Source organism: Candidatus Poriferisocius sp. (assembly GCF_965208475.1).
Taxonomy (GTDB): Bacteria; Actinomycetota; Acidimicrobiia; order Acidimicrobiales; family Bin134; genus Poriferisocius.
In genome coordinates this window covers 3,439,838-3,455,804 of sequence record NZ_OZ242338.1, presented here as the reverse complement: position 1 = coordinate 3,455,804, position 15,967 = coordinate 3,439,838, and the positions used below count along the sequence as shown (strand labels likewise).

General features: G+C 64.9%; 13 protein-coding genes. 8 read left to right on the top strand and 5 right to left on the bottom strand.

Annotation, left to right across the window (positions count from 1 at the left end; translation table 11 throughout):
- The first annotated feature begins 92 nt into the window (after positions 1–92).
- The gene (locus ACOGXA_RS16100) at positions 93–1,073 is read left to right on the top strand and encodes a ferrochelatase (protein WP_419924863.1); all 981 of its coding nucleotides are present in this window, start codon (positions 93–95) and stop codon (positions 1,071–1,073) included.
- A 6-nt stretch (positions 1,074–1,079) separates the two neighbouring features.
- Here the strand turns inward: ACOGXA_RS16100 and ACOGXA_RS16095 are convergent, their stop codons facing one another.
- Together ACOGXA_RS16095 and ACOGXA_RS16090 are read right to left on the bottom strand one after the other, a co-directional pair.
- Positions 1,080–1,763: a TIGR00266 family protein gene (locus ACOGXA_RS16095; protein ID WP_419924862.1), complete on the bottom strand. Its 684-nt coding sequence runs from the start codon at positions 1,761–1,763 to the stop codon at positions 1,080–1,082.
- Between the two features lie 62 nt (positions 1,764–1,825).
- Positions 1,826–3,394, bottom strand: coding sequence for a long-chain-fatty-acid--CoA ligase (locus tag ACOGXA_RS16090; RefSeq protein ID WP_419924861.1), 1,569 nt, complete (start codon positions 3,392–3,394; stop codon positions 1,826–1,828).
- Positions 3,395–3,447: 53 nt separating this feature from the next.
- Between ACOGXA_RS16090 and ACOGXA_RS16085 the strand changes: the two genes are divergently transcribed.
- A complete protein-coding gene (locus ACOGXA_RS16085; protein WP_419924860.1) occupies positions 3,448–3,936 on the top strand; it encodes a nuclear transport factor 2 family protein in 489 nt (162 codons plus the stop codon).
- Positions 3,937–3,985: 49 nt separating this feature from the next.
- Here the strand turns inward: ACOGXA_RS16085 and ACOGXA_RS16080 are convergent, their stop codons facing one another.
- Together ACOGXA_RS16080 and ACOGXA_RS16075 are read right to left on the bottom strand one after the other, a co-directional pair.
- Positions 3,986–4,282, bottom strand: a complete 297-nt coding sequence (locus ACOGXA_RS16080; protein ID WP_419924859.1) for a hypothetical protein — start codon at positions 4,280–4,282, stop codon at positions 3,986–3,988.
- Between the two features lie 7 nt (positions 4,283–4,289).
- Positions 4,290–6,053 (bottom strand): hypothetical protein, encoded by a 1,764-nt coding sequence (locus tag ACOGXA_RS16075; RefSeq protein WP_419924858.1) that lies wholly within the window; start codon positions 6,051–6,053, stop codon positions 4,290–4,292.
- Between the two features lie 40 nt (positions 6,054–6,093).
- Between ACOGXA_RS16075 and ACOGXA_RS16070 the strand changes: the two genes are divergently transcribed.
- Positions 6,094–6,396: a hypothetical protein gene (locus ACOGXA_RS16070; protein ID WP_419924857.1), complete on the top strand. Its 303-nt coding sequence runs from the start codon at positions 6,094–6,096 to the stop codon at positions 6,394–6,396.
- Between the two features lie 45 nt (positions 6,397–6,441).
- On the opposite strand, the gene ACOGXA_RS16065 is transcribed toward ACOGXA_RS16070, so the two are convergent.
- Positions 6,442–6,777, bottom strand: a complete 336-nt coding sequence (locus ACOGXA_RS16065; protein WP_419924856.1) for a hypothetical protein — start codon at positions 6,775–6,777, stop codon at positions 6,442–6,444.
- Between the two features lie 1,761 nt (positions 6,778–8,538).
- Here ACOGXA_RS16065 and ACOGXA_RS16060 point away from each other — a divergent pair.
- The 5 genes from ACOGXA_RS16060 (at position 8,539) to ACOGXA_RS16040 (ending at position 15,952) form a co-directional block, all read left to right on the top strand.
- The gene (locus ACOGXA_RS16060) at positions 8,539–9,597 is read left to right on the top strand and encodes a tyrosine-type recombinase/integrase (RefSeq protein ID WP_419924855.1); all 1,059 of its coding nucleotides are present in this window, start codon (positions 8,539–8,541) and stop codon (positions 9,595–9,597) included.
- A 74-nt stretch (positions 9,598–9,671) separates the two neighbouring features.
- The gene (locus ACOGXA_RS16055) at positions 9,672–10,604 is read left to right on the top strand and encodes an SDR family NAD(P)-dependent oxidoreductase (RefSeq protein ID WP_419924854.1); all 933 of its coding nucleotides are present in this window, start codon (positions 9,672–9,674) and stop codon (positions 10,602–10,604) included.
- Complete coding sequence (locus tag ACOGXA_RS16050) at positions 10,601–11,329, top strand: glycosyltransferase family 2 protein (protein WP_419924853.1); 729 nt, start codon at positions 10,601–10,603, stop codon at positions 11,327–11,329. The genes ACOGXA_RS16055 and ACOGXA_RS16050 overlap by 4 nt, the downstream gene beginning before the upstream one ends.
- 115 nt (positions 11,330–11,444) lie before the next feature.
- Entirely contained in the window at positions 11,445–13,865 is a 2,421-nt protein-coding gene (locus ACOGXA_RS16045; protein WP_419924852.1) for a DNA gyrase/topoisomerase IV subunit A, read from the top strand.
- The gene (locus tag ACOGXA_RS16040; RefSeq protein ID WP_419924851.1) at positions 13,859–15,952 is read left to right on the top strand and encodes a DNA gyrase/topoisomerase IV subunit B; all 2,094 of its coding nucleotides are present in this window, start codon (positions 13,859–13,861) and stop codon (positions 15,950–15,952) included. The genes ACOGXA_RS16045 and ACOGXA_RS16040 overlap by 7 nt, the downstream gene beginning before the upstream one ends.
- Positions 15,953–15,967: the final 15 nt, after the last annotated feature.

Here is a 15,967-nt window from a genome sequence, read left to right as displayed (position 1 = left end):
TCTCCCCCAAGTTCGGCTACCCTCAAAACGGGTTTATCGCACTATTCCCTTGGGCGGCAAAACCCCCTGCCCATCCCACAAGCCTACCGACCATGCCCACTGCCCCTTCAACCGACCCTGGCCAACCCGGATTGGCGCCCGAGGTAGATGCAGTCCTCGTGGTGTCGTTCGGCGGGCCGGAGGGACCCGACGACGTGATGCCGTTTCTTCGCAACGTGACCCGGGGCCGGGGCGTCAGCGACGATCGCCTGGCCGAGGTGGCCGAGCACTACCACCTGTTCGGCGGGGTCAGCCCCATCAACCAGTGCAACCGCGATCTGATCGCCGCCCTGGTCGAAGAGCTGTCCAGACGCGGGGCAGGGCTCCCGGTTTACTGGGGCAACCGGAACTGGCCGCCCACGCTGGCCGACGCCGTGGCCCAGATGCGCGACGACGGCGTCTGCCGGGCAGTGGGCTTCGCCACCTCGGCCTTCGGCTCCTACTCCGGCTGCCGCCAGTACGCCGCCGACATCGAGCGGGCCCGAGCCGCGGTGGGCCCCGATGCCCCGCTGGTGTACAAGGTGCCCCCGTTCTGGGACCAGGAGGGCTTCCTGTCGGCCATGGCCGAAAACGTGGCCGTGGCCCGGCGAGCTGAGCCAACCGCCCCGGTGGTGTTCACCGCCCACAGCATTCCCGACTCCATGGCCGCCACGGCTCCCTATGAGGCCCAGCTCAGCGAGGCCTGCGCCGAGGTGGCGATCCGCACCGGAGCGAGCGGGTGGTCGCTGGCTTATCAGAGCCGCAGCGGCCCTCCCCACGTCCCGTGGCTCGAACCCGACATCGGCGACGCGCTCGATGAGGTGGCCGCCGGTGGGGCCGAGGCGGTGATCGTGGTACCCATCGGCTTTGTGGCCGACCACATGGAGGTGATCTACGACCTCGACACCGAGGCCCGCCAGCGGGCCGACCTGCTGGGGCTACGGTTCACCCGAGTGCCCACCGCAGGCACCCACCCCGCGTTCGTCAAGATGATTGCCGACCTCGTGCTGGCCCCCCCGCCTGCTCCCTGCCCCGCCGACTGCTGCCAGCGCTAGGCGCGCCTACTCCCGAGAGCCGATCTCGGTGTTGATCCAAGCGATCAGCTGCTGCTGATTCCGGGTCTGCGTGAGAATGTCGCCGGGGCCGGCGAAGTGGAACACCAGGCCCTCGCCCGACTTCATCGACTGGATCGAGCGGCCCTCCACCGCCCGGCGCAGCTCATAGCTGACGGTGTCGGGGAAGGCCAGCATGTGGCTGGTGTCCACCACCACCGTCTCGCCCGCGGCCAACGAGATCACGTCGATGGCCCCATAGGAGGCCACCACCACGTTGCCGGTGCCCTCGGCGTGGGCCATGAAACCGCCCTCGCCGCCGACCAGCGATTTGAAGCCGCCCCACTTGGTGTCCATCACCACCGAGGCTTCTGAGGCCAGCCAATTGCCCCTCTCGATGATCCACGACTGCGACCCGTCCAACTCGATCACCCGGAGGTCGCCGGGCAGCTTGGCGGCCACATCCACCCAGCCCCCCTGAGCAGGGGCGGTGTAGGTGGACACGAACAGCGACTCACCGCCTAGGACGCTGCGCTTCAGCCCCTTGAGCATCCCGCCCTCCACCTTGGCCTCCAGCGACATCCCCGAGGAGTGGGCCGACATGGCGCCGGCCTCGACTTTTACTTGCTCGCCCCCGCCCAGGTTGCACCGGGCGACCGCAAAGCTGGGGGCATGACGTATATCTACCTGCATGATCGCCAGCCTACCCACAGCCTCCGCCAAATCAGGGGCAGCTTCGGCAATGTTCTCGGCATTTACCCGACGTTTTTGGCCTGCCCTTCCCAGTAGGGGGCTCGCAGCTCCCGCTTGAGCACCTTCATGGCCCCCGACAGGGGCAGAGGCTCGGCCCTGAACTCCACCGACTTGGGCACCTTGTAGCCGGCGATTGACTGGCGGGCGTGCTCGCAGATCTCCTCGGCGGTCACCTCGCTGCCCGGCGTGGGAACTACAACGGCATGGACCGCCTCGCCCCACACCGGGTCGGGTATGCCGATCACCGCCACCTGGGCGACGCCGGGATGGGTGGATATGGCGCTCTCCACCTCTGAGGAGTACACGTTCTCGCCGCCGGTGACGATCATGTCCTTCACCCGGTCCACCAAAAAGAGGTAGCCGTCCTCATCGAGGTAACCGGCATCGCCGGTGTGATACCAGCCGTCCCGGAACACCTCGGCGGTGGCCTCGGGCTTGTTCCAGTACTCCCGCATGTAGTTGCCGCCCCGGGCGCACACCTCGCCGATCTCCCCATTGCCAAGCTCATTGCCGTCCTCGTCTTGGATGCAGAGGTTCACCCCGAATACCGGAGCGCCCACCGACCGAATCCGGGGGCTGCCCGCAACATGATCCTCGGGCGATAGCAGCGTGAGCACCGAAGAGCACTCGGTCATGCCGTAGCCCTGGAGCAGGTTCACGTCGGGCAGGTGCTCCAAGAGGTGGTCCAAGACGGCCTCGGGCATCGGCGACGCGCCGTAGATGAGATCGCGCATCGAGGCCAGCCGCTCGGGCCGGTATTCGGGGTGCTGGAGGCACATGCCGATCATGGTGGGAACCATCACCGTCTGGGTGATGCCCTCGGCCTCGATGAGGTTCATCACGCCGCCGGGGTCGAAGGCGGGGATGGTCACCATCTTGGAGCCTGCGGCCGGAATCAACAGCAGACTGGCCATGGAAGCGGCATGGAACAGCGGGGTCTGGCTCAAGAACACCTCGTCGTCTCTCGTGCCGCCCAGCCCAATGGCCACGTGATACACGTTCAGCATCTCGGCCCGCTGCTGCACCAGCACCCCCTTGGGCAGGCCGGTGGTGCCCCCGGTGTACATGAGCACCACCGGGTCTTCCTCTTCGGGCTCGGGCGGCACAGTGTCGTCGCCGGCGGCCACCAGGTCTTCGTAGGCCACATCGTGGGGCACATCGCCCTGCCCTATGAGCACCACCGTGCGGATGGGACTGTCGCCCGCCGCCTCCATGGCCTTGGCGAAGGGCTCGGCGAAGTAGGCGTCGACAAAGGCCACCTCGGTGCCCGAGTCCCGCACGATGTAGTCCAACTCGGGGCCGGCCAGCCGCAGATTGAGGGGATTGATGACGCCGGCACCCAGATAGCAGGCGTGGTAAAGCTCCAGGTAGGCGGCGCTGTTGAGGGCCATTATGGCCACCCGATCGCCCTTCTTTACGCCCAGCTCGCTCCCTAGGGCGTTGGCCAGCCGATTGACCCTCTCCCCATGGGCGGCGAAGCTCGCCCGGTAGCCGCCGTCGACAATCGCCTCTTTTTCGGCGTACCGTTCCACTGCCGGGTAGAACGATCGGTGATAGACCAGCTCTTTCATGGGGCAACCGTAGCGCGGGGCGCACTGCCTGGGCGCGAGGCAAGGGAGGCGTGATGGACATCGAGACCACAGTTCGATGGCTGAAGGATCGAGAGCTCATCAAGGAGCTCCCCCAGCGATACGCCCGGGGCATCGACCTCATTGATTTCGACTTGGTGCGGTCCAACTTCCACCCCGATTGCCAGATCAGCGGGACAGTCATTTCCGGACCGCTCGGCCCCTATCTCGACTGGACCGAAAAAGAGTTGCACAAGTTCGAGGCCACCATGCACTTCATGGGCAACCAGTACGTCAACCTAGAAGAGGGCGCCGACGAGGGCCACGTGGAGACCTACGCGGTGGGCTACCACATGCGGTCGGACGACTCCGGCGCCGACGATCTCATTCTGGGCCTGCGCTACTGCGACGACGTGGCCCGCTTCGACGACCGCTGGCTCATCACCGCCCGCACCGCCATCCCCCAATGGACCCGCGGCGCCTTCCCCAAACCCCCCGATGAGCTGAAGAGCACCTGGCACGGAAAAGATCTGCGCCACGTGTGATCAATTGGCAATGTCCATGCAGATTGCATGCAAGTATGCTTATCGTAACTTAGTTGTTCAATGAGCCGTACTGTTGGCGAGCCTTTTGGTAGGCGTCCTTCAATTTAATTTCAACAATGGTATAGTTAACTACCAGAACTAAAGCACCCACTATGCTTACATATCTGCCTTCGGGAAAGGGCCATCCTCCAAATGAAGCATAAATGGTCAATGTAACATAGACTGGCAAGAAAATGGGTTTTACTTGCTTTATCGCAATCCAGGCACATGAGCAGAATTGTTTGAAAGTCAATTTCACAGGTTCTGGCTTTTCAGCAGAACTGAGTCCCTGTTCTTCGTTTCTCATTGCTGACTCATTTTTCTACATCGCAATAGTGAACAATTGCATTTCTGATGGTTGTGACATTGCCCAACGTCTTAGCAGCCGTTAACTGGGTTGATGGACTATTTGGGGACCCGGCTATCGGATATCTTTTTGACTTCCAGCTCTTGATATCACTGCCTCGATCCTTAGGCAGCACATACCAACATTCCGACATGCCGCTTATCAATGCTCTTGGTTGACTTATATCATGATACGTAAAATCGATAATAAGTGCTGCGGCCACCAACTGACCGGATCTCAATGCGGCACGAGGCAAATATATCTTGACAGAACCTAGGTAACCCGTTCCTTGTGCGGTGCTATATAGTTGCAATAATGTATTGACACTAGCTAGGGATTCCCATTTCAATTTAAAGGTAATGTCTGGGACCAGGTACGTGATTGCGTCGTCTACTACTTGGTCGAGGCTGCTTTTGTCGAGTCTTACTTCGATTCTTTCATCCCAGACTTCATCACAAGTTTGAGTTGTATGCCCATCGCTAACAGTGCTCTTGCAAGTCCGACTTGCCAGTGCTATCTGATAGTCGGTGTAGTAATACTGCTCCACACCGATCGTTATCGGTGCCAAAGTGATTTCAATCGGATTGCTTGAAGTACCGCTATTACCCAAAGTCCTGATCGCAGCGAGAACCCTGTCCCAAAAGGCTGAGCCGGTGTTGTTGGGGCTGTTCCAATCAGGAGACGACAGCAAGGGGCACTTCACCCTCTTTGCCTTTGCGTAGACCGGCCCACCGAATGCGTTCTCAGTTGCGACTTCCACCAGATAGGGCTGATTGGGCCTAACCAACCACGACCTGATCAATCCGACCCCAGAATAGGTGCCGACAACGCCAGAGCCAGAGGATGCCGATGCCATATAGGCTGTCACCGAATACTTCGATGGTTCAGGTAAATCGCCGGACGGGTCAGACCACTCCGCGGCAAGCACCCCATTGCCAGTGCACCTGACCACAAACCAGTCGTCGTCGATGGTCTCACATTGTCGGACACTGCCAGAACCCAAATCGCCCAGGCCCGAACTGTTTCTGGCTCTCACTCCCAGGTAGTAGCCAACTTCGCTGTCCAGGCCGTCAAGCTTGAAAACGAATTTGCCAGATGACGCCATCCTTGGAATCCCCGCGTCTTCCCAACCCAGAAGATTAGCATTGAGGGGACTGGCCACATCCCAAATCGACGCCACAACCTGATAGCCGTCAGCACCCACAACAGGATTCCACTCAATCGTGATCGAGTCATCGGAAACTACGGTGCAATCGACTCCGGATACGAGCCCGGGCGGGCCGCAGGTGGCTTCTGCTGGGTCGCTGAACCCGCTGTCGCCGGCGGTGTTGGCGGCTTTGACTTTGACTTGGAAGGTTCCGGTTGCGGGCAGGTCGGGTTCACCGTCGGCGGGGATCGTGGCCGAGGTGGCGGTGCCGGCTGCGTTGGCGGTCCATCTAGTGTCGGCTGTCATGGTTTCGCTGGTGAAGATTCTGGGCTTGTATATGGTGGCTCTGCTGAGACCTGTGCCTGCGGTGTCCCACTCTACTGTGAGCACGCCGCCCTGGCATGAGGCCGTCACGACGTTGGGGGCGGGAGGGGCAACAGGTGTGCAGGCAGTCGAGCCCGGCGGGGATTCGGGGGACCACTCGGTGCCGCCGCGGGAGGCGGCGACGGTGACAGTGTAGCGGGCTCCGATCGCGCCGGCGAGGGTGTGGTTGGTAGGCGGATTGGGCTGGGGGGTGTCGGGCATGTATTCGGTGACGGTTCGCGCTGTTGTAGAGCGGCCGCTGATGGCGATGGTTAGCCGGTATTGGGTGGCGTTTTGGGCCTTTGTCCACAATATGCTCAGGTCTGCGTTGTCGCGGCAGTTCACCGACACCCACGACGGCGCGGGCGGCACAGGCTTGGCGGCGGTGGCCCAGGCGGTGAACGGTCCGGTCCTGTCAGGGCTGATGGCGGCCACCCGGAACCTGGCCTCTGTCACGTATCTGTTCATGCCGACGGAAACGGCTGGGCCGTTTGTTGTCGTTTCTTGGAGGAACTTCCTGGTGGTTCCCCGGATGCTCGCGGTGAGCTCGTATTTCACCGCGTAGCCGCCGGCAGCGCCCGCTGAGGCATCCCATGTGCAAACCACCCGGTCATCGCCCTCCGCCAACCACGAGCACCCGAAACCCCCAGGCACCGCCCACGGCACCGGCGCCTGTGTCGGTGTAGGGCGCGGCGCCGGTGTCGGTGTAGGGCGCGGCGCCGGTGTCGGTGTAGGGCGCGGCGTCGGGGTGGGCGCAGGCGTCGGTGTGGGCGCAGGCGTCGGGGTGGGCGCAGGCGTCGGTGTGGGGGTGGGTGCGGGGGTGAAGGTTATGGTGGCGGTGGCGGTGGCGGTTCCCGCGGTGATTGTGCAGGTGCGGGTTCCGGCGTCGGGGCGGGTGGCGGTGAGGGTGTGAGTGCCGGTGCTGGAGGCGGGCGACAGGGCGCATCCGTCGCCGGACACCGATACGGTCGAGGTCGCCGGTGTGACGGTGAAGTCGTCGGTGTAAGCGACGCCGGCCGCTGTTGTGGCGGTGGCCTCGAGGCCGGTGATGGCGGTGTGGGCGTGGTCGCAGTTGGCGCCTGAGGGGGTGTAGCCGGTAGGGCAGCCGGCTCGGGCGGGGGTGTGTCTGAGGCAGAGGCCCTGGGACGGGGGCGGGTATCCCGAGGGGCAGCTGGAGCTGGCCGCGGTGTGCTTGGTGCACTGGCCGTCTGTGAGGGCATAGCCGGTTTCGCAGTCGGCTCGGGCGGGGGTGTTCTTGTAGCAGTAGGTGACAGTGGTGCCCTCGAGGTCGAAGGTGCCCAGTTCGTATCCCGCCGGGCAGCCGGCAGCAGCGGCAGTAGTCTTGGTGCACTGGCCCCCAGAGAGCGCATACCCGGTTGGGCAGCCGGCTTGGGCGGGGGTGTGTCTGAGGCAGAGGCCCTGGGACGGGGGCGGGTATCCCGAGGGGCAGTCGGAGCTGGCCGCGGTGTACTTGTAGCAGATGCCGAATGCCCCCGTCAGATATCCGGAGGGGCAGCCGGCATCGGCGGCGGCGGTCTTGGTGCACCGGGTGCCCGAGAGGGTGTACCCGGGTGAGCAGTGGTAGGCAACGCCCGGAGTGTCGCACGCGGCGAAATCGTTGTTGAGCGTGCAGACGGGCTCATGGGTCAAAACGCAACTGGCGCCCCTCAGCACCCCAGACGGGCAACTGTAGATGGGATCGGCATAATGCAGGCACCGGGAACCCGACAGCGACCCCGACGAGCAACTGTATACGGGGTCGGCGGAATGCAGGCACTGGGAACCCGACAGCGACCCCGATATACAGCTATAGGTGGGAACGGCGGTCTCCACACACCGGGTACCGGTGGGCGCCCCCGACGAACACGACCACATGGGCGCGGCCGTTTGCCGGCAGATATCGCCCTCGGGCGTCCCCGACGAGCAGCTGTAGGTGGGATCAGCAGTCACCTTGCACCTGCTGCCCTCGAGCGTCCCCGACGAGCAACTGTAGGTGGGATCAGCGGAATGCAGGCACTGGCCGCCAACGAGCCTCCCGACGCTGCACGAATATTCCGGGGGAACCTCGTGGGCCGACGACGGGCCCGAGAACATCAGCGACGCCGCGAACACGGCCAACACCACCAACAGCAACAACAGCCGCCTCGCCGCGCCGGCGACGGGCGCTGAGCCGCTGGGGGCGCGCCGGGCACAGCGCAGCTTCGCGGCCACAAAGCCAAAGAAATCGGAGACGAGGGCTGAGCGTCGTGTCATGGGTCCGGTTCCCCGTTCGGTACGCAGCGGATAATTGCCTTTATCCGCCGCATGCGAACTCGGCCGGGGGTCCCGTCTGCGGGCGAAGGAGCCGCTTCGGTACAGCGATTTCGGATAGGACGGGCCGGGTCCGGGTCGAGGGCGCCTCCGGTGCTGGGGCGACGACCTTTCCTGTGTCGCCCAGAGCCGGATCTCTTCGATCCGCGGCTGGGGAGTTCAGCAGCCCGGCAGTTCCGGCTAGCCGAGTTGTGGCCTGTTTTCCGAGGTCAGCCCGGTAACGGGCCGTCTATATCCGGGCTCGTACCTTGAGAATCTCGGGGATTGCTTGACAGGCGCTACGGTTTCAATGTAGTAAATAAAGGCAATTATCCGTCAAATACTCTGTTTTCTTTCGATACAGATTCTTTCTATTACTATTTGATATATTTCCATAACGCCTGCTAGACCACGGGCCGTGGATATTGAAACAGACACCATCAACGACCCGGCCCCGCCAGAGAACACGCCAAGCGCAAATCCCGCGCCCAGCCACAGCAGCGAACCCAGCCCGGCCCAACTGGGATCGCTCATAGCCCAGGCCGAAACTTCAGCTCTGGCGGACAACACCCGCAAGACCTACAACACCGGATGGAATAGCTGGACCCGTTGGGCCCACAAAAGAGGTCACCAGACCCTTCCCGCCGAGCCCCACCATCTCCTGTACTGGCTGGCCACCTTGTTCCTCCAGGGCAAAAAGCCCGCCACCCAGTGCACCTACCTGGCCGCCGTGGCCTACAAACACCGAGACCGGCCCGGCCCAAACCCCGCCAAGCACCCCCGAGTCCGGAAGCTGCTGTCGGGGCTGATCCGAATGGCCGCCGCCAACGGCGGCACGTCGAACCAAGCCGCGCCGCTGCGCTGGGGCAACCTCCTAGAAATCGTCGAAGCCGCTAGAAAACCCCGCAGCAACCAGCCCGGCGGGCGACTGGAAACCCCCCAACAGGCCCAGCGGCGCGCCCAAACCGATATCGCCATGATCTGCATCGCCCACGACGCCGCCCTTCGCTGTAGCGAACTTCTCGCCCTCATCTGGGCCGACATCGACCTAACAGCAGACGGCGAGTGCGGCACAGTGAGGATCCGCACCTCCAAAACCGACCAGACTGGCCAAGGGGCCGTCGTGCCCATATCCCAATGCACCACCCAAGCGCTGGCCCGCATAAGGCCCGCCGACGCCCGCCCCGAAGACCCCGTATTCAAAATCTCCCCGAGCACCGTCACCCGCTGCATCAAAGCCGCAACCAAAGCCGCCGGCATAGACCCCGCCAACATCACCAGCCACTCGCTGCGCGTCGGCATGGCCCAAGACCTCGTCGCATTCGGCATCGACCTGCCCGGACTCATGCAGGCATGCCGCTGGAAGTCAGCCAGAATGGCCGCCCACTACACCCGAAACATCGCCGCCCAACAAACCCCCGCCGCCCAATACCTCAAGACCCAAGACCGCGCCGCCAATTCGGCGACACACGGCTAAAGGTCGAGACCGCTGAGGAAACACCGGCCAACCGCTTTGGCCGCAGCGGGGCCAAAGCAGGCAGACTACGGGCTATGAGTGACCGACCAGTGGCGTTTGTGACCGGGGCCAGCCGGGGGATTGGGAAGGCGTGTTCGGTGCATCTGGCCCGGGCGGGCTTTGATGTGGCCGTGTCGGCCCGCACCGTGCAGGAGGGCGAGCAGCGGGAGCACTCGTCCACGGTTAAGCGGTCGGACACCTCGCCGTTGCCCGGCAGCCTATCGGCCACCGCCGCGCTGGTGGCCGAGGCCGGGGGTGACGCCCTGATCACCGCCGCCGACCTGCTCGACTACGACTCCTTGGAAGCGGCCGCCGCCACGGTGTTGCAGCGGTGGGGACGAGTTGACGTTCTGGTGAACAACGGGCGCTACATCGGACCCGGCCACATGGATCGCCTGCTCGACACCCCCATCGAGCTGCTCGACCATCACCTGAAGGCCAATTGCCTGGCCCCGCTGGTGCTCACCAAGGCGTTTCTGCCCCAGATGATCGAGAGGGGCCGGGGCACCATAGTGAACATCACCTCGGCATCAGGTTACGCCGACCCCACCGAGGCGGCCGGCGACGGGGGCTGGGGCATGGGCTACGGCATCAGCAAGGGCGCCTTTCACCGGGTGGCCGGATTCTTGGCCGCGGAGCACGGCGACGACGGCATCAACACCTTCAACGTGCAGCCCGGCTACATCTCCACCGAGCGCATCGCTCAGGACATGGCCCAGTTCGGTTTCGAGGACACCGGCCAGCCCCCCGACGTGATCGGCGCGGTGGTGGCTTGGCTGGCCACCGACCCCGAAGCCCGGGAGCTGAACGGCACCAACGTGGAGGCCCAGTTCTTCTGCCACGAGCGGGGCCTGTTGCCCGGATGGGCCGGGCCTGAGCCCAATACCGCCGCCATTCGCTACGACCTGAGCGCCGCCATCCTGGCTGAGAAGGAGGCCCAGCTTCTAGCTGAGAGCGCCCGAGAGTGAGTCCAGGGAACCGACTCGAACTGTGCGCGTTCATGCCGGTGTACAACGAGGAGGAGATCGTCGCCGAGGTGGCGCAGAGCTGGCTCGGGGTGCTCGACAGCCTGGGAATCGACTACGAGCTGGTGGCCATCGTTGACGGGGCCACCGACGCCAGCGAGCAGGTCTTGCGGGCGGTGGCCGAACGCCACCCGCGCCTGGTGGTGGACGCCAAACCCAACAGCGGCCACGGGCCCACCATCCTTGAGGGCTACCGCCGGGGGGTGGTCACCGCCGAATGGGTATTCCAAACCGATTCCGACCACGAGATGCCCGCCGCGGCATTCGGTGGACTATGGGAGCGTCGCGCCGACGTGGAAGGTGTGATCGGCATCCGCACCAGCCGGAATCAGTCACCGGGCCGTCGGGCCATCACCCGGGCAGCCCGGCTCACCGCCCGGGTGGCCTTCGGCTGTCGTCTGGCCGATGTGAACTGCCCCTATCGGCTGATGCGCTCGTCGGTGCTGGCCCCCCTGCTGGAGCCCATCCCCGACGACACCTTCGCCCCCAACGTGGTGCTCTCGGGAATGCTGGCCCGCTCCGGCGCTCGAATAGCCGAAGTGCCGATCCCCCACCGCGACCGCACCACCGGGGTGGTCTCCATCATGGGAATGAGAGCGTTTCAGGCCGCCATCCGCTCCTTCGGACAGACGGTGCGCCTCAGCCGCACCCGCATCGCCAAGATCTGACCGGAAACCGGGATTGATCTGGCTGATTGACCCGTAAGTGTCGCAGCCAACAGGTACCTTCTAATTGGGCTCTGCCCACCCAATTTCGCCCCCAACCAATACCGCCAAGGGAACCATGCCCCAGCGACCCAAGACCCTGTTCGAATCCCACTCGGACGACAGCGAACCCGAAGTCGATTTTGCCCGTGAACTGGTGAGAGTCCCGGTGGCCGATGAAATGTCGGAGTCGTTTCTGGCCTACTCGCTTTCGGTCATCACCTCTCGTGCCATCCCCGATGCCCGCGACGGCCTGAAGCCGGTGCAGCGCCGCATCCTCTACTCCATGCTCAACATGGGGATCCGCCCCGACGGGCCCCATCGCAAGAGCGCCCGGGTGGTGGGCGACACCATGGGCAAATACCACCCCCACGGCGATGCCGCCATCTACGACGCCCTCGTCCGACTAGCCCAGGAATTCTCCCGGCCCATCACCCTGATCGACCCCCACGGCAACTTCGGGACCCTGGACGACCCGCCCGCCGCCCCCCGATACACCGAGTGCCGCCTGGCCACCGCCGCCATGGAGATGCTCGACGAGATCGACGAGGACACCGTGGACCACCGGCCCACCTACGACGGCGAGAGCGCTGAGCCGGTGTGTCTGCCCGGGCGGCTGCCCAACCTCCTGGTGAACGGGACCACCGGCATCGCCGTGGGCATGGCCACCAACATGGCCCCCCACAATCTGCGCGAGGTGGCCGCGGCCATCCGGCTGGTGATGACCAAGCGCCGGCCAAAGCCCTCCATCGAAGAGTTGATGGACGTGCTGAAGGGCCCCGATTTCCCCACCGGGGGAAGAGTCATCGACACCGAGGAGGGAGGCTTGCGCCAGGCCTGCGCCACCGGGCGGGGGTCGATCCGCATCCAGGCCAAGATGGCACCGGTGAAGCTGACCCGCAGCCGCTGGGGGGTTGAGGTCACCGAACTGCCTTACATGGTCGGCCCCGAGAAGGTGGTGAAGCGGGTCAACGACCTGATCGTCGACGGCAAGCTGCCGGGCGTCCACGATGCCCGCAACCTGTCCGACCGCCACCACGGGCTGCGCATCCTCATCGAGTGCGAGCCCCATGTGGCGCCCGAGAAGCTGTACTACGACCTGTTCAGGCTCACACCGCTGGAGGAGACTTTTGCCGTCAACAACGTGGTCCTGGTTGACGGCGTTCCCACCACCGTGGGCCTCTACGACCTGTGCCGCCACTACATCGACCACCGCCTCGACGTGGTGGTACGGCGCACCCGGCATCGCCTCGCCCGGGCCAGAGACCGCCATCACATCCTTGAGGGGCTGATCATCGCGCTGGACAACATCGATCAGGTGGTAGCCATCATCCGGGGCTCCGATGATGCCGCCACCGCCCGCCGACGGTTGCAAGACGCCCTGAACCTGACCGAAGTCCAGGCCGCCCACATCCTGGACATGCAGCTTCGGCGGCTCACCGCGCTGGAGAAGCAGAAGATCATCGACGAGCGCGACGAGCTGATCGCCCGGATCGAAGACCTGGAGAAGCTGCTGGGCTCAGAACAGCGCCAGCGCACGGTGGTGCTGAAGGAGTTGGACGAACTGGTGGAGCGCTTCGGGCGGGATCGCCGTACCGAGATCGTGCACCACGGAGACGCCCCGGTTTATGCGCCCACCCCGGTGGAGGAGCTGACCCCCGCGGCCGATGGGCCATGCGTGGTCACGCTGTCCACCACCGGCATCGTGGGCCGGACGTCTACAGGAGGCAGGCGCCGATCCCAGTTCGGCCGCCACGACGTGCTCACCGCTTCGGTGGAGGCCGATCCCGGCGGAACCGTTCTGGCCGTCACATCGGGGGGCCGGATCATCGCCACTCCCGTATCAGCCATCCCCGAGGTCTCCGGCCGCAGCCGGGGGGCGGGGGCGGCCGACGTGTTCGGAACAATGCGAAGCGAGGCTGTGCTGGCCATTGTGATGCCGGGTGGCGATCCCCTGGTGGTCGTCACCGAGGCCGGAACGGTGAAGCGGATCGACTTGTCCGATGCCGACCGGGGCCGGCCCGCCAAGCAGGTCATCAAGCTGAAGCCCAAAGACAGGGTGGTGGCCGCGTTCTGCGCACCGGAGACTGCGGAGATGGTGCTGGTCAGCGTCGGTGGACGGGCACTGCGCGCCCCGGTCGAGTCGGTCTCGGTGCAAGGGCGGGGGGCCACGGGGGTGGTGGGCATGAGGTTGCGAGACGACGACCGGATCCTCACCGCCGACAGCGTGGGCGGCGATGAGGCCCTCATAATGGTGGACAGGTCCGGGTCGGTGGCCATCATCCCGGTGACCGACATTCCAGCAACCGCTCGAGGCGGGCTGGGCGCGCCACAGGCCGGAGAACACCAACTGGTAACCGCCGTCGTGGCGCCCCCGGCCGACCTGTTGGCTGAAGTGGACGACAACGGCAAACCGGCCAAGGCACCGGTACCGTTCCCCCTGGCCAACGGGGATGCCGACCACACGGTGGTCTTGAGCGTGGGGATGCCCCGATGGTGACGCAGGCCAGCTCTGCCTCCCGCGCGCCGGGACGGGACCCCGACCTGTTCGCTCCCCCGAACGGGGGGAACGGCAACGGCAGCTACGACGCGTCGGACATCGTCACCCTGGAAGGGCTGGAAGCCGTCCGCAAGCGCCCCGGCATGTACATCGGGGGCACCGGGGGCGACGGCCTCATGCACCTGGTGTGGGAGCTGATCGACAACGGGGTGGACGAGGCCGGCGCCGGATACGCCACCCGCATCGACGTGACCCTCCACTCCGACGGGTCGGTGGAGGTGGGCGACAACGGCAGGGGCATCCCGATCGATCCGCATCCCACCAAGAAGGTGTCGGCGCTAGAGGTCGTCCTCACCGAATTGCACTCCGGCGGAAAATTCGGCGGCGGGGTTTACGGGGCCTCCGGCGGGCTTCACGGGGTGGGCGCCTCGGTGGTGAACGCCCTGTCCAACCGGCTGCGGGCCGAGGTCGACCGAGACGGCGCCACTTGGCAGCTCTGGTTCGCGAAGCAGAAGGCGGGCCAGTTCGACGGCGACCGCTTCACCAAGGGCCACAAGCTCCGCAGAATACGCTCCACCCGAAAAACCGGTACCCGCATCCGGTTCTGGCCCGACCTCGACCTGTTCGACCCCGACGCCGCGGTGGACTTCCCATCCATCCGCCAGCGGGCCCAGCAGGCCTGCTTTCTGGTACCCGGTCTGCGGATCAGGCTGGAGGACAAGCGCCGGGGCACCGAAAACCAACCGGTCGATCTGATCTCTCACGGAGGCCTGGCCGACCTGGTAGGCCATCTCTCCGCCGCCGAGACCGTGACCGAGGTCATCTCCATACCCGGTGAGGGCGAATTCGAGGAGAAGGTCCCGGTAGACGGCGCCATGACCGTGGTCACCCGGCAGTGCCAGGTGGACATAGCCATGCGCTGGGTCAAGGACTACAGCGCCAAGGTGGACACGTTTGTCAACACCATCCCCACCCCGCATGGGGGCACCCACTTGGCCGGATTCGAGCGGGCCTTGACTCGGGCGGTCAACGACAGCTTGCTGGCCGACTCCAAGAAACTGGCCCGCCTGGCCAAGCAGGGCAACGACCGGGCCCAGCGGGAAGACGTGCAGGAGGGTCTGGTGGCCGCGGTCAAAGTCACCCTGCCCGAGCCGCAGTTCCGGGGCCAGACCAAACAGGAACTGGGCACGCCGCCGGTGCAGTCCATCGTCTACAACGTGCTCAAAGACGGATTGGAGAGCTGGTTCCAAACCGGCCCCAAGAGCCACGTCACCGCATTGCAGTCCAAGATCGCCGATGCGGTGGTGAGCCGGGTGTCGGCCCGCCAGACCTTGGAGAACAAGCGCCGGGCAGCGTCGCTGGGCTCCACCGGCATGCCCGACAAGCTGGCCGACTGCCGGGTACACGGCCCGGAGTCAGAGTTGATCCTGGTGGAGGGCGACTCGGCGGCCGGGCCGGCCAAGGCGGGACGAAACGCCGAGTACATGGCCATTTTGCCCCTGCGGGGAAAGGTGGTGAACGCGGCCAAGTCGTCGGTCAAACAGGTTTTGGACAACGCCGAGGCCCAGGCTCTGTTCACCGCCATGGGAGCCGGATCCGGCGACGACTTCGACATGGCCAAGGCCCGGTATGGGCGCATCGTGATCCTGTGCGATGCCGATGTGGACGGCAGCCATATCCGCTGCCTCCTGCTCACCCTCATCCACCGCTTCATGCGCCCGATGCTGGAAGCAGGCCGGGTGTTCGCGGCCCAGCCCCCGCTGTACACCGCCAAAGTTGGCGATCAGACCCACCGGGCGTGGTCGGATGCCGAGAGGGACGCGAAGACCGCGGAGCTGAGCAAGGGCAACCGCAAGGCCGAGAACATCCGCTGGTCTCGGTTCAAGGGACTGGGGGAGATGGACACCGACGAGCTGGCCGAGTGCGCCCTCGACCCCGCCACCCGCACCCTGCGCCAGCTCACCCTCGACGACGCCAAAGGTGCCTCGGAGATGTTTGAGACCCTGATGGGCTCAGACGTGAGCCGCCGCAAGGATTTCCTCATCACCCACAGCGAGTTAGTAGACCGCGACGCCCTCGACTTCTGACCGCCACAAGAGAAA